21 protein-coding genes are annotated in these 20556 nt (G+C 36.9%); 1 reads left to right on the top strand and 20 read right to left on the bottom strand.

The window, feature by feature from the left end:
• Positions 1-24 precede the first annotated feature (24 nt).
• The 3 genes from ebpC to ebpA are packed head-to-tail and all read right to left on the bottom strand — an operon-like array spanning position 25 to position 6803.
• Positions 25-1908, bottom strand: coding sequence for an endocarditis and biofilm-associated pilus major subunit EbpC (gene ebpC, locus IGK72_RS04655; RefSeq protein ID WP_002379310.1), 1884 nt, complete (start codon positions 1906-1908; stop codon positions 25-27).
• Positions 1905-3335 carry an endocarditis and biofilm-associated pilus minor subunit EbpB gene (gene ebpB / locus IGK72_RS04650; protein WP_023894532.1) on the bottom strand — a complete coding sequence of 477 codons (1431 nt, stop codon included), beginning with the start codon at positions 3333-3335 and terminating at the stop codon, positions 1905-1907. The genes ebpC and ebpB overlap by 4 nt, the downstream gene beginning before the upstream one ends.
• A gap of 3 nt (positions 3336-3338) precedes the next feature.
• Positions 3339-6803 (bottom strand): endocarditis and biofilm-associated pilus tip protein EbpA, encoded by a 3465-nt coding sequence (ebpA, locus tag IGK72_RS04645; RefSeq protein WP_154230821.1) that lies wholly within the window; start codon positions 6801-6803, stop codon positions 3339-3341.
• Between the two features lie 174 nt (positions 6804-6977).
• Here ebpA and IGK72_RS04640 point away from each other — a divergent pair, with 174 nt between their 5' ends.
• On the top strand, positions 6978-8399 hold the full coding sequence (locus IGK72_RS04640) for a helix-turn-helix domain-containing protein (RefSeq protein ID WP_002382000.1): 1422 nt from the start codon (positions 6978-6980) through the stop codon (positions 8397-8399).
• Between the two features lie 185 nt (positions 8400-8584).
• Here IGK72_RS04640 and IGK72_RS04635 read toward each other — a convergent pair whose 3' ends face one another.
• From IGK72_RS04635 to galT, 17 genes are all read right to left on the bottom strand, one after another.
• Positions 8585-8980, bottom strand: coding sequence for a DUF805 domain-containing protein (locus IGK72_RS04635; RefSeq protein ID WP_002358131.1), 396 nt, complete (start codon positions 8978-8980; stop codon positions 8585-8587).
• A 70-nt stretch (positions 8981-9050) separates the two neighbouring features.
• Positions 9051-9764 carry a DsbA family oxidoreductase gene (locus tag IGK72_RS04630; RefSeq protein ID WP_002369662.1) on the bottom strand — a complete coding sequence of 238 codons (714 nt, stop codon included), beginning with the start codon at positions 9762-9764 and terminating at the stop codon, positions 9051-9053.
• Positions 9765-9903: 139 nt separating this feature from the next.
• Positions 9904-10350: a GNAT family N-acetyltransferase gene (locus IGK72_RS04625; RefSeq protein WP_002396414.1), complete on the bottom strand. Its 447-nt coding sequence runs from the start codon at positions 10348-10350 to the stop codon at positions 9904-9906.
• Positions 10351-10719: 369 nt separating this feature from the next.
• Positions 10720-10962 (bottom strand): hypothetical protein, encoded by a 243-nt coding sequence (locus IGK72_RS04620; RefSeq protein ID WP_002358134.1) that lies wholly within the window; start codon positions 10960-10962, stop codon positions 10720-10722.
• Positions 10963-11032: 70 nt separating this feature from the next.
• A complete protein-coding gene (locus tag IGK72_RS04615; RefSeq protein ID WP_010706572.1) occupies positions 11033-11464 on the bottom strand; it encodes a universal stress protein in 432 nt (143 codons plus the stop codon).
• 70 nt (positions 11465-11534) lie between these two features.
• The gene (locus IGK72_RS04610; RefSeq protein WP_023894530.1) at positions 11535-11822 is read right to left on the bottom strand and encodes a hypothetical protein; all 288 of its coding nucleotides are present in this window, start codon (positions 11820-11822) and stop codon (positions 11535-11537) included.
• A 17-nt stretch (positions 11823-11839) separates the two neighbouring features.
• Positions 11840-12037 (bottom strand): hypothetical protein, encoded by a 198-nt coding sequence (locus IGK72_RS04605; protein ID WP_002360617.1) that lies wholly within the window; start codon positions 12035-12037, stop codon positions 11840-11842.
• 71 nt (positions 12038-12108) lie between these two features.
• On the bottom strand, positions 12109-12498 hold the full coding sequence (locus IGK72_RS04600) for a hypothetical protein (RefSeq protein ID WP_002358138.1): 390 nt from the start codon (positions 12496-12498) through the stop codon (positions 12109-12111).
• Positions 12499-12502: 4 nt separating this feature from the next.
• Complete coding sequence (locus tag IGK72_RS04595; protein ID WP_080279558.1) at positions 12503-13819, bottom strand: Y-family DNA polymerase; 1317 nt, start codon at positions 13817-13819, stop codon at positions 12503-12505.
• 152 nt (positions 13820-13971) lie between these two features.
• Entirely contained in the window at positions 13972-15126 is a 1155-nt protein-coding gene (gene emeA, locus IGK72_RS04590; protein ID WP_002358140.1) for a multidrug efflux MFS transporter EmeA, read from the bottom strand.
• Between the two features lie 192 nt (positions 15127-15318).
• A complete protein-coding gene (locus IGK72_RS04585) occupies positions 15319-15759 on the bottom strand; it encodes a GNAT family N-acetyltransferase (protein ID WP_010717567.1) in 441 nt (146 codons plus the stop codon).
• 23 nt (positions 15760-15782) lie between these two features.
• On the bottom strand, positions 15783-16541 hold the full coding sequence (locus tag IGK72_RS04580) for an aminoglycoside adenylyltransferase domain-containing protein (protein ID WP_031323874.1): 759 nt from the start codon (positions 16539-16541) through the stop codon (positions 15783-15785).
• A gap of 30 nt (positions 16542-16571) precedes the next feature.
• A complete protein-coding gene (locus IGK72_RS04575) occupies positions 16572-17084 on the bottom strand; it encodes a GNAT family N-acetyltransferase (RefSeq protein ID WP_002384748.1) in 513 nt (170 codons plus the stop codon).
• A 66-nt stretch (positions 17085-17150) separates the two neighbouring features.
• Positions 17151-17450, bottom strand: a complete 300-nt coding sequence (locus tag IGK72_RS04570) for a hypothetical protein (protein WP_002384750.1) — start codon at positions 17448-17450, stop codon at positions 17151-17153.
• 27 nt (positions 17451-17477) lie between these two features.
• Complete coding sequence (locus tag IGK72_RS04565; protein ID WP_002414355.1) at positions 17478-18044, bottom strand: kinase; 567 nt, start codon at positions 18042-18044, stop codon at positions 17478-17480.
• Between the two features lie 9 nt (positions 18045-18053).
• Complete coding sequence (locus tag IGK72_RS04560; protein WP_002358146.1) at positions 18054-19058, bottom strand: LacI family DNA-binding transcriptional regulator; 1005 nt, start codon at positions 19056-19058, stop codon at positions 18054-18056.
• Positions 19059-19064: 6 nt separating this feature from the next.
• Positions 19065-20555: a UDP-glucose--hexose-1-phosphate uridylyltransferase gene (galT, locus tag IGK72_RS04555; RefSeq protein ID WP_002379302.1), complete on the bottom strand. Its 1491-nt coding sequence runs from the start codon at positions 20553-20555 to the stop codon at positions 19065-19067.
• Position 20556 lies beyond the last annotated feature (1 nt).

Genomic DNA, 20556 nt, shown 5'->3' with positions numbered 1-20556 from the left:
AAATTTCTTCGGTGATGCTAGAAATTAAGCATTTTCTTTTCTACGTCTAGCAAAGTAGACTCCTGCAATAAGTAGCAAGACTGCGCCACTTCCTAAGTAAACGTAGATTCCTTTGCCACCTGTTGAAGGTAAGGTACCTTTGTGTTTGTTTGGTACTTTTTCTGGTGAAACTAGGTTTTCTGTTGTGCCATATGATTGTTCATTGACCACAAATTCAATCCGATTTGTTAACAAGACATAATCATCAGGAGCTACAGTTTCTTCTAAATAATAGGTACCGTATTTAAGCCCTGTGATATCAACTAATCCATCAGCCGTTGTTGTAAAAGTAGTTGCTTCAGCTTTTGTTTTCACCCAAGTTGCTGCTTTCGTTGTTTCATCGATTTTCAAATAATTTGCTGTGTCGCTGTTTTGATCACGGACGACAAAGGAAGCTCCCGCCAAGGCTTGTGTCGCTGTCACATCGCCATCGACTTTAATGAAACGTTTCCCACCTGTCACAACTTCAACAGTTGGTGGTGTTTGGTCGTCGGTATGACCGTTATCAACATTCGCCTCATTTTTAAAACCTTTCGTAGGATCTGCTTTTTCATTTAAATGCATAAAGTAAACGAATTTTAGTGTGCCGCCTGGTGTTAGCGTAGGAATATACGCTGGATTAACGGCGACAGTGAAGCCATTTGCTTGTTCAGTCACTTGATAATTTTCAGGAGCAATCACTGTATCCCCATCATATAACGCATAAGCATACTCTCCAGAAGTCACGTTATCAAAAGTTAAGGCTGCATCATGTTTATCAACTAAATTGAATTTGACGTATTTATTAGCGTCGCCTTCTTTGTCTGCAATCCCCAATGGAATATTTACAGAAATTTGATATTTAATTTTTTCGCCAATTGCCACATCTTTACCATCTAAGCTTGGTGTTGTTTTATCAACTTTAGAGGTATCATTTTTGACTGTTTTTTCAACAGGTGTTTGATTGTTTGCTTCAATTGTAAATGGTGTTTTTGTTTGATTTTCAATTAATTCTGCATTATTTGGAGCTTTTACTTCTTCTAAAATATACGAACCAACCTCAAGATTTTTAACTGTTAATTCTCCCGTTCCATTCTCTGCTTCTGTGAAATCATTTTCGCCAATTTCATAACTTTTCCCAGTAATAAAGCGTTTTGCTTGTTCTTTATCCGTTGTCCATGTATATAATCCATCTTTGACTCCTTGGATATATTTTACTGTGCCTGGTGAGCCTTCGCTTTTAGAAATAACAAATTCTGCGCCATTTAATCCTTCATTTTCAGCAGTTCCTACTTTTTTCACATGTAAACTACCATCATTGGCTACCACATTTTTAGGATAAATATGAACAACCGCTAATTCTTCTGTTCCATATTTATAGGAACCATCTGTTTGCTTGATCATTTCGTAAACTGGGAACGCCACCACCATATTCGTAGCAGCAACTACACCCTCTTTTGGTTCTTCTTTAATGGTATACACTGCATCTTTACCATTTTGTTTTTTAGGTAACTGAACAGTGACATTCCCATTTGCATCGGTGGTTCCTTGAGCAACAGGTTTCCCAGGAGTTAAACTTTGGACAGCTTGTTTAGCTGCATCAACGCTTGCGCCTGCCGCTCGTTGCTCGTAAAATTCGTTCGTCACGTTATAAATACTAAACGTCACATCTGCCAGTCCTTGATATTTATCAAACTCGCTCATTTCTTTCCCGCTATTTTGAATAAGCGGATCTGGTAAATCCGTCATTTTCTTTTTGTGAATCACGAGCTGTGCGCTCTCCCCATTTTCTTCTGCAAATGCAGTTGTTGTCCCTAATACACTTGTGAAAAGTGGCAAAATTAGTAACAAGGTACTAACGGTGTACCAAACTTTTTTTAATTGCTTCATTTTCTCTCTCCTCTTTTTTGTTTTTGATAAAATAGCCAAATGACTACCATCCCAATGATTAGCAGGCCTGCAATCGTCAACCAAATAGAACGTTCTTCATTTGTTTTTGGTAAGAAGCCTGACTCTTTTACTTTTTTATTGATTACATGTAACGGTGCTGTTCGTTGTCCGTTCGTTGCATAAGAATTTTTTCCCACCGTAAAAGGAATTTCTGTTTGATTCAGAAGATAACCTTTTGGTGCAGAGATTTCTTCCAAGAAGTACTGGCCATCTTTTAAGCCTTTAACTGAAAATTCACCGGCTTGATTAGACGTGAATTTTTTAGCTAATGCTTTTTCTTTTTGCCAACGATACCCGTTTGCTGTTTCATTGAGGTATTCCCCCGCTTGATTTTTGACGATAAAAACAGCCTCTGGCAAGGTGATTTTCGCATTTTCACTATCAACTTTGACAAAAGACTTGCCGCCTGTACGAACTGTGGCTCTTTTAGTCAAGGTATGTTTGTCCGTGACTAATTGTCCTTCGTTGTTAATCGCAGTGTCAGGTTCAGCGGTCTTTTCTAAACGCATTTGATACGACACAGTCATTGTTTGATTTGCAAAGTTTTGTAAGTCTTTAATTGAAAAATCAAGCGTAAATCCATGCTTTTGCGTCGTCAGTGTGTAACCTGTAGTAACTGTTTTTCCAGCCACTTTTACCTCAATTGATTCTGGTAAAAGTGTCAACGTTGTATCCGCCTTATCTGACAAACGGAATTCCTGATATCCTAAAATATTCGCTGGAATCTGAGTCGTTAACTGATAGTTAATGTGCTCTCCTTGATTAAAGCCTTGTTGCTTATCGAGTACCGTTTTTTCAAGTGGTGGTAAGTCATAGGCATTTTCTTCATTTTTTGGATATAAATGAATATGCGTTAACGATTGCCCTTGTGGATCTTGAACAGGCAAAATCACTACTAGGTTGCTAGCTTTTTCCTTTACCACTTCTGGTGCTTCCGCTTCAACAAATAAATAGGCTTTATCTCGTTGCTGCGAATCTTTGCTAGCTAATGAAAAAGAAACCACTCCATCTTCTCCATTTATTGTCTGTGTTTTATCTTCTGCGATCGGTTTTCTATTTGTTGCACCGGTTTCTGCTAATTGACGCTGTGCCTCTTGGACCGTTTTTCCTTCAGAACGAAGCTGATAAAACGGATCCGTCACATCATAGACTTGATAAGTGACGTCATTTAAGCCCCGATAATTTTGAAGCAGCGTTCCCTCTTCCCCTGTGTTTTGCTGCTGTTCTGGTAATTGACCATCAGGGAACAATAATTTGTGCAACGTAACTTGAACGCTTGCTTGCGATGCCTCTGCTAATGCTTGATGTGAAAACCCGAAAAGAGCGAGTAGCATGACGCAAATACTTAACCAACGTGCGTTTTTCATTGATTACACACTCCCTTCTGGTCGTCTAATAAAGAGATAAACACCCGCTATCACGAATGTACTAATCGCTATCAAGTAAAACCACAAGCGTCCTATGCCACCAGTTTCAGGTAAAGGAACCTTTGCTTGGTTAGTAACATCTAAAGTAATTTGATTATTCTTCTCTCCAGAAATTAAAACATCTGCTACTTTTTCCCCATCTATCGTGACTGAACCATCTTCACGAATTATTAATTCGATTGGTTCTTTTAACCCCTGATATCCTTCTGGCGTAAAGGTTTCTGTTAGAACATATTTCCCTGGTTTTAAGTTTTCAAAAACAAAAGTATCCGTTTCTTTGCCATCTTTTGGTAATTCAATATCCGTATCTGGTCCTGTTAAACGGAATTTCGCTCCTTTAAGTGGCGTCTGATTATCGGCTTTTTTATGAACCGTTAAGTCAAAAGGTTTCAAATGATTTTGATGTGTCAGTGTCCATTCTGGCGCATTTTCTTCAATATTTTTGCCTGCATAGTGAATTTCCCCATATTTATCAACAGTAAATTCATAATTTCCAGCAAGAGTGTCGTATCCTAATGGTCCTGATTGTTCCACCATTCGATACTCACCAGGTTCACTAATTTTAAAATAGCTCAATCCTGCAGTATCTGTTTTTTGAGTTGCCACAGTTTGGTAACTTCCTTGAGCATTTTTTCTTTGCAACGCAAAAGTCGCCTCTGCTAAGTTCACTTGTTTGCCATTTTGCATGGTGTATTTTCTAATTCTGATTGGCAAAGAAGAAAATTTATTTTCAATTTCCAATGGAATAACTTGATTTGTGGTGGTCACTTCTTGTCCATCGATGCTTACTTTGCCTTGCTCATTCACCTCAATTTGCCAAGTCGTTTTCTTACCTAACTCATGTCCTGCAGGTGCTTTTACTTCAGTTAATATATAGCGTTCCCCTTTTTGTAGGCGCACATCTTTTGGCAAGGAATAGCTACCATCTTTATTGTCCACTAATGTTGTCTGAACATTTTTACCACTCAATTCAAAAACGGCTCCCACTAAGTTTTTCTCACCTGAGGAAGAATTTTTGATTACTTTTAAATCTAATGGCTTGAACTGCTTCGTGTTTTTCCAAGTAGTATCGTCGATTTTTTCTTGACTGTAACCAGGAACTGCTAATTCACGGGTTGTTTGATAATTGAAAGCTTGTCCTTGATTGTTGTATTGGGGAAGTCCAAGAACTTCTTGATAGCTTTCATCCGCGGTTTTGGAAAGTTGGGTTACATTTTTGCGCTCCCAACTATTGCTGGTATCATTTTCTGGTTTTGATAATTTAATATACCCAGTTTGCCAGTTGGCTGTGTCAGTTACTTGCTTTCTACTAATTTCATAAATCACGTTATCTGGCCGACTTATTGGGTCTTGATCATACTCTTCCCAGATTTTTTTCACGTTTAACTTCACGCCAGGTGCTTTTCCCGAAGGAACCCCAAAATCAACTTTTTCAGGGGCCGTGGCTAATGGCTGAAACGTTGTCCGACCATTCATTTGATACCAAAAATCAGGTTTGAAGTTTTCTGACTCTGTTTGAATACGTACTTGATAATGAATTTGAATTTCTTGCCCTTTACCCAAATAAATCTCATTACTATTAATTGTAGCGCCTGTTAGCGACACTTCTGGTAATGTTTGAACCTGAACAGGACCCACACTTTTCATTGATAATGTATTTGGCTCGTATTTAAAAGGTTCAGCAATTGGATCAACTACTTTTCCGTTTACAACCGTTCCTGAAATCTGAACGGCTTTTTTCGCTAAATAATCAGAAATGTCTGGTGCATAATCCGCTGATTCATAATAAAGGTCTCCATTTTCATCGGCTGACACCATCTCACGCATTTTATCTTCAACTTGTTGTTTAGATAAATTAGCTCGTGGATCGCTTTGCAATTGAATGCCCAATCCATGTATTTCAATCCCGCGTTGTTTTAAGGCCATTGCCTCACCTATCGTGGCGATAAACGTACTGTTAATTCGTTTATTGATATTGTTTTGATCTGGCGCATTATAGCTACCAGAGATATAAGAAGTGCTACCTGGTTGATCTTGTCGATTCGTAAATTGTGTCCCGTAAAAGCGACCATCCGCCTCTGTTTGAACTCGACTCACTTTATAAGAGAAGGTTGGGACGCCATCCGTTAAAAGTACAATAACTTTCTTATGTCCATTTGGCGTTGCTAACATATCACCAGCATCTCTTAATGCTTTTTGAGTGAAAGTTCCTCCTCTAGTGCTACTTGGCGTAATATTTTTAATTGGATTTTTGACTGTATCAAACGGCCCCATTTGAATGGCGTTGTTATTATAACCGTCACTTGAGTAGCCAACATAGCCCATGTTGATGTTATTGGTAATACCGCTATCTGCCAATGTATCAACAAAACGGTTCACTCCTTTTTGAACTTCACCAATCCGATTGTTTTCATTCATACTACCGGACCAGTCAACGACTAAGACCAAATCCAATGGCGTGATTTCTTTCTGAACATTCCCACGCACATTAAGATATACATCAAAAAGCCCTGGTGTTGTTGTTTCTCTAGCATATTTTCGGATGGCATAATCGGCTTGGTCTCCTGTACCGCCATACTCAATATAAGAATTTGTGCGATTAGTAGGGTCCCCATTCCAACTCGTTTGGCCGTCCCATTGTGCACTACCGTCTTTATTCCCTTGATGGTTTAACACATTTTGATTGCCTGTGGGCTGCCAATTAGCTGTCGGATAAGTCCCAGAATTATCCGTCGTGTATTGTGGTGCAATTAAAGGCAGTGCCAGATTCGCTCTCAAAGTAGCTGGCGCCATTCTTGCTTCTGCAAATGGATTGGTTACCTCTTCTGTTGCGGTCGGCTGTTCTGTTTTTTCTGGAGCCGAATCATTTTTGTTAGTTTCTTTCGTATTTTCTGGTACAGTTATTTTTTCTGGTTCAGTTGATTCTTTAGCAGAATCCTCTACTGTTATTTTTTCAGAAGTAACTGAAACATCATATTCGTTGTTTTCATACAATAACTTAGGTGGCTGAGCTGTTTGAAGCGAACTTTGCTCAACAGCTAACGAAAGCTGTACCGGCTTTTTTACTTGTGCGTCCAAAGTCAGATAAAGCGTACCATTAGTCACTTGGTAAGAATATCCGTCTTTTTCAATTACAGCAGTATCCATGAACTGTGCATTTTTCAATTGAATTTCTCGTTGTAATGGCTGCTCTGTTTGGTTGAGAAGATTTAACTCGATATTAATATTCGTTTTATCATTCTCATCTGTTATCATTTGAGCGGATGTAATTTCAACTTCTTTGGCTGTTTCTGCATAGCCAATGAGCGGTATGAAATAGGATGAGACAAGTAAAAAGACTACGCCGAAAACCCCAAATTTCTTTAGTAATTTAATGTCTGTTCTCTCCTTTCTTTTATGAATTAACAGTTAAATTAGAATTGCCTAGCACGTAAAATTTCATTATTCTAATCTGATAATTATTATACAGAGAAGGAGCTCATTAAATCACACCAGCTTTCATACCAAGCGGTTTCATTTCTGAAATTGCGTTATTGTTTCGATGATTGTTTCATTAAAGTAAAGGACTTGGGAGGAAACAATATGATTAGGTTTTTAGAAAAAAATTATCGGAAAATGGAAGAAATCATTCGTGTCTTATCCATTTCTGATAAATGGATGACTAAAAAAGAACTTGCAAAATATATTGGTAGTTCTGAGTCTACTTTTATTCGTTATATTGAGGAGATTAAACAGCGTTGGGGCGAAAGTTTAACCATTAAAACATCGCATAAATTAGGCTATCGTTTAGAAAACTTTAATGTGTCCTTATATTTAAACGTGCTGACGGATATGGCAAAAACGTCAACGACCACCCAATTGCTCCATGAGTTTATCCAAAATCCTGGCAAAACCATCGAATATTATTGCGATACCATCAATATTAGTCGCTCTTCTTTTGCTCGAAAATTGAAGCAGTGTAATCAGGTCTTGGAAACTTACTCTCTTCGCGTTATCGTTGATCAAGGCTATCAATTAACTAGCCAAACAGAAGAATTGCCTTTACGTATTTTTACAACCTTTTTCTTTTTAATGTATTATGGTCATTATGAATTGCCTTATCAATTAGATAAGCAGGAAATCAAACAATTAATGCGTCGTAATCAATGCCAATTAAATATTATTAGTATGGATAACAGTTATGAACACGATTTCTTTATTATGTATTTTATTGTTGATTTATTAAGAGAGCATCAAGGATTTCAACAACGTTTCCAGAAAAAAACAGATAAAAAGAGTCCGATTAAAATGGAAGATTATCTTTTACTCAGTCGTCATTTTACTGGGCTCAGCCGTGAAACCTATCGGGAAGTTCTCCGATATTTTCAAAGAGGCGCTTTTCAGCAATACTACTCCGAAGACCAAGAAGTCATCAGTCAAAGAATACGTGAAAATTTAAAATTTAATGCTTTTTCACAGATTGAACAATTAACAGAAGAAGTCGTCGACTTCGCTGTTCACTTGTTAACCTGTCTTTATTTGTTTTCTCAATTAGTGCCTTTTGACACCTCCGAATTGACACAAAGGGCCACCTTTTTCACTCGACAAATTCATTTTACTCAGCTTCACTTATATGCACGATTAAAAGCAGAATTGCATTTCTTTTCCGCTCTTTTAGAAACAAATCTATTAAACTATTCATCTTCTTATATTTTTTGGTTGCTTAATACTTTTCCAGAAATTAACCAGAGTTTCGACTCAAAAAAGATTTTGATTATTAGCGACATGGGCCTGAATCATAGTCAATATATTGGAAACTATGTCCACGATATTTTAGCTTTGCATCGGATTCGTTCAAATACGTTAGCAATTACGGAAGAACAATTAGGTGACCATCGACTCGAAGAATTTGACTTGATTATTACCAATCAACCAATTATTGAAACCAGTGTTCCAAGTATTTTAATTAATGATGCTATCTTATTTTCTAACAAAAGAGAATTGCTCGATTTATTAAACTTTTAACGTCTTAATGGTTTTCCCTATCTACCAAAAAGATAGCCCTTTTAGCAAGAACCGCGTAATGTGAGGTGCCATCATACAGAAGATATTTTTATTTTTCTGAAATAAAAAAGAAAATAGGACATAAGTCATTCCGACTTATGTCCTATTTTCACTCTTAAGATAATCAGCTAAACGAAATCAGCAAATTAAATTTCTGATTGATTCACTGGCCATCTTGTGTGACTTTTACTTGGCAAAATTAATGTAATGAAGATCACTAAAGTACCGATAAAAGGAAGTAAATAGAATAAAATCCACCAGTTACTGTGGTCGCGATCATGCAATCTTCTTGCTCGAACAGTAAAGTTTGCCAACCAAATTAAAGCAGTCAGCAAGAAAAAGATAATGGTCACAGTATTCCATTCTTTAATGATTGTTCCATCATTGGGTGTTACTTCAATATATCTGTAAACGCCCGTAATTGCTGAATAAATCCCTAACACCAAATAATTAATTAATTGTGGCCACCAATATTGTGCTCGTGTTGCTGACGCATTCATTGTTGTAATATTATTCCAGTATTCTCTATACGCGTTAAACATATTATCACCCCCGCATTAACTATTACAGAAGTCTTTCGTTTTGTCAAAGAATAACGTTATTTTATGCCGCTTAATGACACGTCCATGTGCCTTCCTTAAACTCACACGAAGCTGACTCTTCAGAAGAAGGAGTTAATGAAACTAACGGTTGCTGTTGTTTTTCTTCTGCGAGAATTTTTTGAATAGTTTGGCTGATTTGCTGTTTCGGTACTGCACCATTAATTAAATATTTTTGATTAATGATTAGTGCGGGAACTCCTTGTAGACCATAAGCAGAAGCTAGCGCGAAATCTTCTTGAACCGCCGTCCAAACAGCCTCGGAAGCAACAGCTTCTTTCCATAAAGCAAAATCAATCGTTGTCTCTTTTACTAGCTCCTCAATTACTTCTGGCTCTTCAATATTTAAACTTCTCATAAATAAACCTTCTTGTAACTTATCAAACAGTAACCAATAGGTGTCTTGATTGCCAATGTATCCAGCTGCTTTTGCTGCTAATAATGCATTCTTTGATGTTGGAAAATCAAATCGTTGCTTCCTCATCCCTTCAATATTAAAACGATGCTTTGAATCGTTTTGATTGGCATGCACCCAATGCGTCAAAACTTCTTCTTTTACTGCTGCTCGTGAGCCAAACATTGTTTCAAAATCGTTTGCTGACCACCCCAACGCAAACGACCGATGAATCAATTCAATTTCAGGAAATTCTTGTTGAATCTCATGCATGCGGTCAGACATTGGAAAACAAAAACTACAAATAACATCATGGAAAAATTCTATTTTCATCCTTACCCTCCAGTAACTCTTTTTTCAAAACAGATTGAACTAAATTTACCATTTTACTTACTAAAAGTAAACAAATGAAGCCAATTAAAAGAAAAAGATGAAACAAAATGCGCTATGGCTTTTGTCTCACCTGTTCTATCTACTTATTCTGATGTGTCCATTCCATTACCCGCTCACCATTCGTATCTAATTCACCATTAAATACAAAACCGAGTTGTTGATACAACCGAATTGCTGAGCTGTTCGTATCATAAACACTCAAGTATAGCTTGTTTGTTTGGTATTTTTCTATTAGCATTAACATTAAAAGTCGACAGGCTGCTTTCCCATAACCTTGTCCTTGGAACCGTTGATCAATTAAAAAGCGGTCTAGCCAAACGCGCCCATCTTGCCAACGTCCATACATAGCATAGCCGATTAATTGATTGCCGTCATAAATACCTGCCGATTCCCATTCTGGAAATTGGTCTGATTCTTTTAGATTTTCTGCCATTGATTCAATGAAGGTTTGTTGTTCAGCGAAAACTTGTAGGTTTTCCACTGCTTTACGATTATCGCTTGTTACTTTTTCAAAATGTATTTCCATTGTTTTCACCTAATTAGTTGTTATTTTCTGCATACTTGTATTCTTTCTTGCTTCTTATTTTAACATACTTATTTCCCTTTGCTTTCTCTAACTCTCTGTGATTATACGTTTCTCTTTTTTATGGGAAATCTTCCCTATAAATGGAGACTCTTTTCAAGAGATTTCTTTTTACACTACCCGTTTCAAATGATATAAATGATATATAGAGTGTTTTAACTATGTGCAACATGATTAAAAGTTAACTGTTGGGGAGCAGTTAACTTTTTCTTTTTAACCACAAAAGAGAGGATCCGCTGTGAGAAATAACTGCAGTGGATGCTCCCTTTTGTATATTATTTATTTACTAGCCGATAGTTGAAAGCTTTCCCGTTACTCAGTAGTATCGATTTTGTCTTCTTGACTATCTAAAGAACGGTCAACTTTTTCGTCGTAACTTTCCATGGAATTTTCATTTTTATGTTTCTGCTTATCGACCGTTTTATCGACTTTTTCTTTCTGTCGATCAATTGTTTTTTCCATCTCTTCGCCAGCCGAGGTACAACCACTCAGTAAAAGGAAACTTGTGAATAAAAACGCTGACAAGATAACTGTTTTTCCGATTTTTGTTTTCATAAACTCACCTCTCGTTTAATTAAAAAAAACGTCCCGATAAAACATTGTTCCCTTGATTATTTACTCACAATTAGCGAACGACTAAGACATTGCACAAAGCATGGTTAACCACATAATCTGTAGTAGAACCAATCAAGGTTCGTTGAATAGCACCTCTTCCCGTGGCACCTAGCACAATTAAATCTATGGCATAATTTTCAGAAATCGTATTGGCAAGATAACGTTTTGGGCTCCCAAGTTCAACAATTTTTTTGACTGTTTTTACACCAATTTCACTCGCTTGTTTTGCCTTTCCAGTGAGCATCTCTTCTGACTTGTGTTTTTCTAAATCATACAATTCTTCAAAAGAAAATGGACTCGTCGTAAATTCAGCATCATTAATAATTGTAGCTAAATAAAGAGTGGCTTGTTCCTCTTTGGCAATCCTGACAGCTTCATGAAAAGCTTTTTCAGATTGATCTGAGCCATCAAGAGCAACCAAAATATGTTGATATACTGACATTTTATCCGCCTCCTTAACCAAATTAAGAATCAAAACTAACACAACAGCTGTGTTACATTTTAGTGGCTATCTATTGTAATTTTTCCACGGTTAATGCTTGATAATTTGTTTCTTCAAGTAGTCCCGTTTGAATTTCAACAGAAACATCTTCCGTACATGTTTCTAAAAACATTGTGGCATAATCAAACTGTTGCTCTAAGAATGTTTCATACTCCAGTCGACAACGTAAAAATTCTTTCGCGGTATCTGAAACATGTAAACACATGCGGCGCTTATTCGCTTTCTTGGTTATCACAAAATAGGTTCCCTCTAAAATCGTGGTAATCTCTTCAATAATATACGCTGCATCTTTTACCATTCCGTCAATCCAGTCCTTTATTTGTTTTCAGTGTCGTTGCTTTTTTCTTTGTCGTCACTTAACAGCTCTTTAATTTTTTCACGATTGTCGTATAACTTTTTTCCTACGCCCACTAAGGCGCCGCCTGCCAATAACTTTGTTAAAAAGCCGCCATTTGCGTTTGTTTTTTTGCCATGGTGTCCTTTTAAATGATGTCCCATCCTAGCCACCTCCATAATTTTTATTTCTATTACCTATGAACATTATCTCATATGTTTTCACAAAACACACGTATAACAATAGTTTTTTAATCAAGGCTCGACCACTTTGTAAACTCATGACTTTTAATATGCCGAATCTCTTCAAATAAAATATGTGTATGTCCAACTTTTGCATACTCCATTGAACTCATCCCTTCAAAAACACCAACAATTGGCGGTTGAACACGGCCAAAATCATCCAATGTATTCAATTGGATTTCTAAAACCTGGTTATTTTTTAAAGACTGCTCTAAGTATTCTTCAATTTCTTCTGTTGTCTGTTGCGGTAAGCGTTCAAACGCTCTCTTAGAATATTCGTCAGAAGCTTCGATTCCTTCTTGTAACTCCCCCAATGCAAAAGCGGTCGCCCATTTCAGTTCAAAGGGCCGATCATGGTACTCATTATAAGGTGTAAATTCTTTTTTTGTTCGTTTCATGATGTTATCCTCCTAAACCGACATTTCCTCCAGCATGTCCACCGACTAATCCTGAACGATGAATTGCCGTCGCGCCTTCCAACAAAGAAGAGGCGTGGATTAAAGCTTGAAAGCCAAATTTTTGTCGGATTTTATCAATCAGATAGTTTAACTCCATTTCACTAATTTGCTCTTCTGGTTCCGAAAATAAATCTAATTGTAAAGATTCATTCCAAACTAATTTCCCATAAGAAAGCCCTAATTGCCGGACATCGGTTCCCGCTAGATAATGTTCTCTAAAAAGGGCTAATACATAGGTAATCAAAACTTTTGTATTGTTTGTTGCAGGAATCGTTTGTTGTTTTCGCCAACCAGTTCGTCCTTCGCAGTCAATTTGACCTTTGGAATAACCAACGTAGACTGTGATACATTCCGTTTGACAATGCGCTTTTCTTAAACGAGCAGCCACTTGTTCTGTCAGTTCCTTTAAGACTAGTTCAATCTGATCTCTTCGCGCATAATCTCTCGGCAAAATCTGACTATTTCCAAATGATTTTTCAGCTTTATGTGGTGCTTTTTTTCCTAAAAAGGTACGATCAATCCCCCATGAATGAGCATACAATTGAAGCCCCATCACGCCAAATCTTTCTTGTAAAAGATGCGGATTCGCTTGCGCTAACTCATATACAGAATCAATTCCTAAACGATTCAGTCGTTTAGCCATTCTGCGACCAATCCCACAAAAATCTGTCAAAGAAGGCAACTGCCAGACAGTATCTGGTACACGATCATACCGCCATTCTGCAATAAAATCTGGCGAATGTTTGGCGCCATTGTCCAACGCCAATTTAGCCAGTAACGGATTGTCCCCTATCCCAACGGTCACATAAATACCCACATGATTATAAACGACTCTTTGGATAATCCGAGCCATTTTATAGGCAGTTTCACAATGAAAATAACTTAAAGAAGCCGTTACATCAAGAAATGATTCATCTACACTAAACACAGAGTGATCTTCATCTGCGACAAACTTTTTATATAAATTATTAATTTCTTGATTTTTTTTCATGTACAAATTCATTCGTGGCGGAACCACATATAAATCAGGATGAGCGGGCACTTGATTTTTACGCGTAACATTTGAAACACCTAAAACTTTTTTTGCCATTGGCGATGCTGATAAAACTAATCCCCCCGCATTTTCGGCATTACTCATCACTACCAACATCGTTTTCAACGGATCTAACCCACGTTCTGCGCATTCTACACTAGCGTAAAAACTTTTGCAATCAATACAAAGAATATCGCGACTAGGTTCTTTTTCATAATCAAATTTCATAAACATCACCTCACTTGCAAAATCATTATACGAACAAATGTTCGATTAATCAAGCGAACACTGTTTATTTTTTTGTTTTTTTCAAGAACGGTCGGTGATCAAAAAAAAATAAGTATTCGGAATTTTTATATTCCAAATACTTATTTTTTCTTTTACATCTTATTTCGATTTAAAAATAACGATAAAAAGCCCGTTCCTAACAGAATTACTGCTGAAACATAATAAGGGAAAAAGTGATTGATATCAAATAAAGCTCCTGCTGCCATTGGTCCTAAAATATTACCAAAACTTGTAAATGTCGAATTTAGTCCGTTGATGGTTCCTTGTTGATCTCCAGCATGTTTGGATAAATAAGTAGTTACTGCTGGTCTAAACAAGTCAAACGCTAAAAAGACAATAAACGTTGAAAATACAACAACTAAATTATTTTTTGTAAAGGCAATCACGGCAATAAAAATGGCACTTGCAAAAAAGGTTAATTGGATTAAACCCATTTCACCTATTTTTTGGACGATTGCATCAAAGAAAAACAACTGACAAATCAACGCTAAAATACCACTAACCGTAATCACGATTGCTATTTCACTTGTGGTAAAGCCAAAATTAATAGTCGCCATAATACTATAAATAGATTCGAACGCTTGCAGGCCAAAAGAGGAAATTAAGATAATCACAAATAATGAGGTAAACATTGGATTTCTTAAAATATCCATAAATGAACCTTTTTTCGCTTCAACAGCGGCTAAAATTCGTTTCTCTGGCTCCTTCAAAACAGTTAATGTCAAAATAAAACCAATAAACGCTAAAAATGCGGCCGCAAAAAATGGAGCGCGAATACCTAAATAAGCAATAAAACCACCAACTCCTGGTCCGATAATAAAACCACCACTAATTGCAGCTGACACAAGTCCCATCGCTTTCGGACGTTCAGAAATCGTGGTCATATCTGCCACAAAGGCTGTCACTGACGGCATTAATAAAGCGGCGGCAATCCCACCTAAACCACGAGAAATATAAAAACCGCTTTTCGCTTGGGCTAAACCAAATAATAACTCAGAAATTGAAAACACCAACATACCCGTCGCAATCATTTTTTTCCGACCAATTTTATCCGAAAGGACACCTGCGATTGGCGATGTGATTAATTGGGCAATCGCAAAAATAGAAATCATCATTCCCATTGTGGTACCAGAAAAATGCATTTCTTCTTTTAATTGGGGAATTACGGGAATGACTAGGCCTACGCCTAGAAAAACAAGAAATAAGTTAGAAATTGCTAAGTACATCATACTATTTTTTTTCGTCATAATTTGCCTCCTCCATAAAAAAACAGCCATCAAAAATGGCTATTTCTGTTTCTTTGTATGTACTTTCTTTGACAGTGTTTTGGCTGAAACACTCGTTGAGTCATTGAGATACATTTTACACTAATTCGCTGAAAATTTCACTAGTTTTTACTTATTTTTTTAAAGGAAATTGTTATTTTTTAAAGACATAACTTAAGTATCCAAGTATTTAATGAATCGCTTTTGTTTTTTATCAGAAACATAGCCAATGTGTTCATAAAATTGATGTGCTGCTGTACGCTGTTCCCCTGAATTTAAGCGAATCGCACACAAGTTATACTTTTTAGCTTCCGTTTCTAGTTTCGTCATTAATTGTTTGCCAATTCCACGGCCTTCTGCTTCTTTTGCCACTGCTAATCCCAGAACGTTCAATAACGTTTGGGAATAAATTGTTTCATACAGTTGCGCATGCACATAGCCTAAAATCTTGCCTGTCTTCGTTTCTTCATAAACATATAAAAACTCTCTGTCACTGGCTAGTAGTAATTTCTCAATCTGTTTACAGGTCACGTCAACGGGAACTTCATAGCCCAATTGTTCTTTATTAATGATAGTTAACGCCGTTGCATCTGTTGGCTTCATTTTTCTAATCAAGGGTAACACCCTCCTTTACATTCTTACTTAAATAATAACGAAAGCGTAATATCCGCAAAATCATTTAATTCTGAATCATTGTATTGCTCTAACAAAACTGTTTCGCCTCGATACTCTTTTAAAGCTAGTTGTATCAGCGAATGATAATTAGTAGGAAAATGTACTAGGCCCCATTCCCCGCCAGCCCTTTTTGATAAAATTTTATTCTCTTGCTTAAACGCCATTACTCTACACAGATTTAAAATAACGTACATAGGTTGTTGAACAATTTCTTTTTTTGCCTCTTTCACATCAGCTACAATGCTTTCAAAATATTTCTTTTGATCTATCCAGCCAAAAACGGAATCAATCGGTTTTCCTACGAGTACTTTTCCATATAATTTTGTAATCATAAGATGTGCCACTAGATCCTCATCGTATCCCATCATATCTTCAATATATTTATTTTTATTAGTCAGATATCTGGAACGATGTATCGGAGAAAAATGTAAATCGGAGGGAATCGGATAACTCAAATTTATTGTATCTTTTAATTGTAGCACATGGAATTCTATCCCTTTTTTTGGTGCCCACTTATCTAAAATATTAATTGTATAATCTAATAATTGTTTCTTCTCATCAATAGTAAGCTTTTCATAAACCACAATCAGTACATCCAAATCACTTACTGAATGACAATAGGTTCCAAAAGCATAAGAACCATGAAGATATATTCCAACTAAATTTTCTTTTATTATTTTCATATATCCATTTTCCATTTGAGCTAATAATTGATGAACCACGATTATTCCTCCATTATTGATTGACAATTGCTATAGTTTTTTCGATAAATAAAGAACTAACTCATCATCATTAACACACCGTTCGTTTGGTTTCAGCTGCTTATTTTGAAACCAGACTCCTGAACCATCTGGCACATATCCTTGTTTGATATATAATCTTTGCGCTGCACCATAACCAGGATGCAGGCCTACTCCCAAAGAAACAGTATCTGCATAACTTTTGGCAACATTTTCTGCACGATTTAATAATAACCGCCCCACTCCTTGTTTTTGAAATGGTAAGAATACATTGAAATCAGCTATTTCAGGATATAAATTTTTAAAAGGTCCTTCCTTAGCTAATGGCAGTAACGTCACATAACCTAACAGCGTTGCCTTTTTCTCCGCTACAAAAACCGTTCGTTGCTTGACTAATTGTTCTTCTAAATAGTTCATTAAAATCTCTTGGCGACTTGGCCAACCTTGTTGGACAAATTGAGTATCCAGCGCTAAGATATCTTTCTCTTGCATTTCTCTAATAACCACTAGCTCAGACATCAGCATTTCCTCCCGAAAAGCGTTTTCATTTTATAAAACGAAGCGAATACTTCTTCGCTCCCTTATTCATTTTCAAAAACCATCGAGTTGATGATATTTGGGCAAAACAGCAACACATGTTTTTTCTGAATTAACAGCAATAACGAACCCTTGCCATAAGGACCACGTCACCGCTTCACCTAATTTCTCTTTCACTCGTTGAATCATTTCAGCTTGCGTTAAGTCTCGTGCAGGAAAATGTTGAACTTTATCGTTACTGATTAAAAAAATAAATGATTCTGAAAAAGCTGTCATGACTTCAGGTGGTAAATTTTTTAATCGTTCTTGGTAATCCATTGAAACCACTCCTTCTTTTTTATCATACCACAACATCCATTTCTCTAAAAAGCGCAGCACTTACTACTGAATATCTGCTAAAATTTGCCTGATAATCTGCTTTTCAGACAGTTGTTCAGATAACCGCTGTTCTCCCGCAAGCCCTAAATAATCTTCTGGTAGCCACCAACGTTTCATTTCCACGACACCAAATTCTTGATTCTTGTTTCTCTGGCTATGTCTTTTCAACGTTTCTTCAAAAGAAATATCAAAATAATAAACCTGAACGTTTCCTTCAAAGAGATGGATTATTTCCTGAAAAAAGGAATGATAAATGGCTTTTTGAAAAATCCCTTCAACAATCACATACTGGCATTCTTGATACCCAAAAGCTACCAACTGTTTTAACAAAGCAATACTTAGATTACCTGTTTCATCTTTAACACGAAGCATTTCTCTGCGCACCACATCTTGAGAAATCAATAACGATTGTTCTTTAAGACACTGATGAAGCGCGTTAGCTATCGTTGTTTTACCACTACCAGAATTACCACGTAAAATAATTAATTTCGGTTGCATCTGTTTCCCTCCATTTTCTTGATTGTTGAAAACCAGCACAAAAGAGCAAAAAACTTGGAAAAAACTCTCCAAGTTTTGCTGTTATTTTGATGAATGTTTCGTTGAATCTCGCTGAATGAATTCCGTTCCGACAATAATTTTTCTAGGAACTGGGGGGGTATTCAAGCATAACTCTTTCATTGTCTCAACGGCTAGCTCACCCATCCATTCAGTATGAACTTTAACTGTTGTTAATGTTGGTGAAACATATTTTGCGACACTAATATCATTAAAACCAATGATAGAAATATCTTCTGGCACACGAATGGCTGCTTCTTGTAACGCCCGCATTGCACCAATCGCCAATGTATCACTTGCAGCGAAAAAAGCGGTTGGACGAGTGTCCGCTTCTTCAATAAAGTCTTTCATCGCTTGATAGCCTTCTTCAACAGAAAAAGCTGCTTCGACAACCCATTCTTGATGATAAAGGTCCAGATCTTTTAAGGTTTCTTTAAAAGCGACAAAACGTGGATCAACCAATGCCACGTGGGACTCTTTCGTATATTCTTGCCCAGAAAGCATACCAATTTTCTGATGCCCTTGCGCCAAAAATTCTTGCACAATTGTTTTAACACTTCCAGCAAAATCAACAACAATGGAGTTTTGGCCAAAAGCCATTGCATCAAAGTCTACAAATAGAAGAGGTGCGCCTAAGGCGGCTAAGGCCGCCACTTGCTTTTCATCAAATTTTCCTAGGGCAATTGTCCCATCAAATCTTTTTTGAGACAGGTTTGTCAGAGATTCTTTGACTAAAAGAAAACCCAATTCCTCTGCCCGCTTTTCAACACCTAAACGAATCGATAAATAGTAAATATCATCCAGTTCTTCTGGATCGCTGAACCATTGGACAAACCGAATTTTCTTTTTGCCTGCTTGTTTTTTTCTGGCTCGCTTTTTATAATTTAACGTTTCTGCTGTTTCAAATATTTTCTTCTTCGTTTCATCACTAACTGATAATGTTTCATCATAGTTCAAAACTCTCGAAACTGTCGCTGAAGAAACACCAACTTGCTCTGCTATATCTTTAATGGTTACGATGTTCCTCACCTCAAACTAATCATTTTCTATACATTGAATAAATCGTTCAAAAGCACGACGACCTTCTTCGTCACGTTTAAAGACGCCGGCATCTGTTAAAATTTGAACAAAAATTGTCCCAATTCCTTGTTGGATCACTTCTTTGACATTGGCTTCAGTGATGGTTTGCTGACTGAGTTCATCCGCCCAAGCTCGATGACTTTCAGCAATTTGATTGGGTTGCTTTAATAAATACTTTTCGACTTCTCTTAATTCTTGTGCCAGCCTTGGTGGCAAAATAGCTAGTCCCATTACTTCAATTAAGCCAATATTTTCTTGCTTAATATGTTGTACTTCTGGATGTGGATGAAAAATGCCATCTGGAAATTCCTCCGAAACATTATTATCTCGTAAAACTAAATCCAATTCAAATAATGACCCTTTGCGTCGGGCAATTGGCGTAATCGTATGATGCGGTGTGCCATCTTTTGAATAGGCCCGAACTGAGACACGTTCATCAGAATAATTGCGCCATTTGGTCAAAATTAATTCGGCCGCCTCAACTAGTTCCTCTTGACGATCACTTTGAAGACGAATCACAGACATCGGCCATTTTAAAATACCAGCAGTTATCTCAGGATATTTTTTCAAAGAAAATCTTTTTTCCATTGGTGCTAAATCCATTGGAAATGTATGACGTCCTGCTTGGTAATGATCATGAGATAAAATAGAACCACCAACAATTGGCAAATCTGCATTAGAGCCCACAAAATATTCAGGGAATAACTCCGTAATTTTAAGGAGTCGCTGGAACGTTTTTTTCTCGATTTTCATTTCTCGATGTTGTTGGTCCAAGAAAATCGCATGCTCATTATAGTAAGCATATGGCGAATATTGAAAGCCCCAAGCTTCGTCCTCTAAATTTAGTCGGATAATCCGATGGTTTGTACGTGCTGGATAATTTACACGGCCATAATAGCCTTCATTCTCCATACATAACATACACGCTGGATATTTTTTTTGACTCATTTTCTTTTCAGCCAAAATTTTTCGAGCATCCTTTTCTGGCTTCGATAAGTTAATGGTAATTTCTAGTTTACCATAGGGTGAGTCCATTGGGAAAATAATATTTTTGGCGATTGCTTTCGTTTTAATGTAGTTATTCGTTTTACATAACTGATAAAAATAATCCGTTGCTTTTCGTGGAGACTCTTGATAATAATCCATAAACTTCTGATTAATGATGGTTGGGGTCGGCGTAATAAAATCCATTAACTCCGCTTCTAGTTGTTCTGCTTCCGTAATTGAGTCATCGATTTGGTGATTGGCTTGTGCAATGTTTAAAAGATGTTCCACCACACGCAACGGTTCTTGCTCACAAGCAACCGCTTCTGGTTGTTCAAAAAAATCACAGCCAACTAGTTTGGCAATCCGATTCGTCAAATAATAACGGTCTGTTTCCGTCCAATCGCCATTTTCTATGATTATCTCTACAAATGCAGCAATCCATTTACTACTTTCTTTCATC

It is taken from the genome of Enterococcus sp. DIV0183, from assembly GCF_050541505.1.
GTDB lineage: Bacteria > Bacillota > Bacilli > Lactobacillales > Enterococcaceae > Enterococcus > Enterococcus faecalis.
This window is presented reverse-complemented; position numbering and strand designations above follow the sequence as displayed.

What these genes read in the sequence shown, in the direction of transcription:
- ebpC (WP_002379310.1), bottom strand. Translation starts at nt 1,908, where the DNA reads ATGAAGCAATTAAAAAAAGTTTGGTACACCGTTAGTACCTTGTTACTA.
- ebpB (WP_023894532.1), bottom strand. Translation starts at nt 3,335, where the DNA reads ATGAAAAACGCACGTTGGTTAAGTATTTGCGTCATGCTACTCGCTCTT.
- IGK72_RS04640 (WP_002382000.1), top strand. Translation starts at nt 6,978, where the DNA reads ATGATTAGGTTTTTAGAAAAAAATTATCGGAAAATGGAAGAAATCATT.
- IGK72_RS04635 (WP_002358131.1), bottom strand. Translation starts at nt 8,980, where the DNA reads ATGTTTAACGCGTATAGAGAATACTGGAATAATATTACAACAATGAAT.
- IGK72_RS04630 (WP_002369662.1), bottom strand. Translation starts at nt 9,764, where the DNA reads ATGAAAATAGAATTTTTCCATGATGTTATTTGTAGTTTTTGTTTTCCA.
- IGK72_RS04625 (WP_002396414.1), bottom strand. Translation starts at nt 10,350, where the DNA reads ATGGAAATACATTTTGAAAAAGTAACAAGCGATAATCGTAAAGCAGTG.
- IGK72_RS04620 (WP_002358134.1), bottom strand. Translation starts at nt 10,962, where the DNA reads ATGAAAACAAAAATCGGAAAAACAGTTATCTTGTCAGCGTTTTTATTC.
- IGK72_RS04615 (WP_010706572.1), bottom strand. Translation starts at nt 11,464, where the DNA reads ATGTCAGTATATCAACATATTTTGGTTGCTCTTGATGGCTCAGATCAA.
- IGK72_RS04610 (WP_023894530.1), bottom strand. Translation starts at nt 11,822, where the DNA reads ATGGTAAAAGATGCAGCGTATATTATTGAAGAGATTACCACGATTTTA.
- IGK72_RS04605 (WP_002360617.1), bottom strand. Translation starts at nt 12,037, where the DNA reads ATGGAGGTGGCTAGGATGGGACATCATTTAAAAGGACACCATGGCAAA.
- IGK72_RS04600 (WP_002358138.1), bottom strand. Translation starts at nt 12,498, where the DNA reads ATGAAACGAACAAAAAAAGAATTTACACCTTATAATGAGTACCATGAT.
- IGK72_RS04595 (WP_080279558.1), bottom strand. Translation starts at nt 13,819, where the DNA reads ATGAAATTTGATTATGAAAAAGAACCTAGTCGCGATATTCTTTGTATT.
- emeA (WP_002358140.1), bottom strand. Translation starts at nt 15,126, where the DNA reads ATGACGAAAAAAAATAGTATGATGTACTTAGCAATTTCTAACTTATTT.
- IGK72_RS04575 (WP_002384748.1), bottom strand. Translation starts at nt 17,084, where the DNA reads ATGCTGATGTCTGAGCTAGTGGTTATTAGAGAAATGCAAGAGAAAGAT.
- IGK72_RS04570 (WP_002384750.1), bottom strand. Translation starts at nt 17,450, where the DNA reads ATGTTGTGGTATGATAAAAAAGAAGGAGTGGTTTCAATGGATTACCAA.
- galT (WP_002379302.1), bottom strand. Translation starts at nt 20,555, where the DNA reads ATGAAAGAAAGTAGTAAATGGATTGCTGCATTTGTAGAGATAATCATA.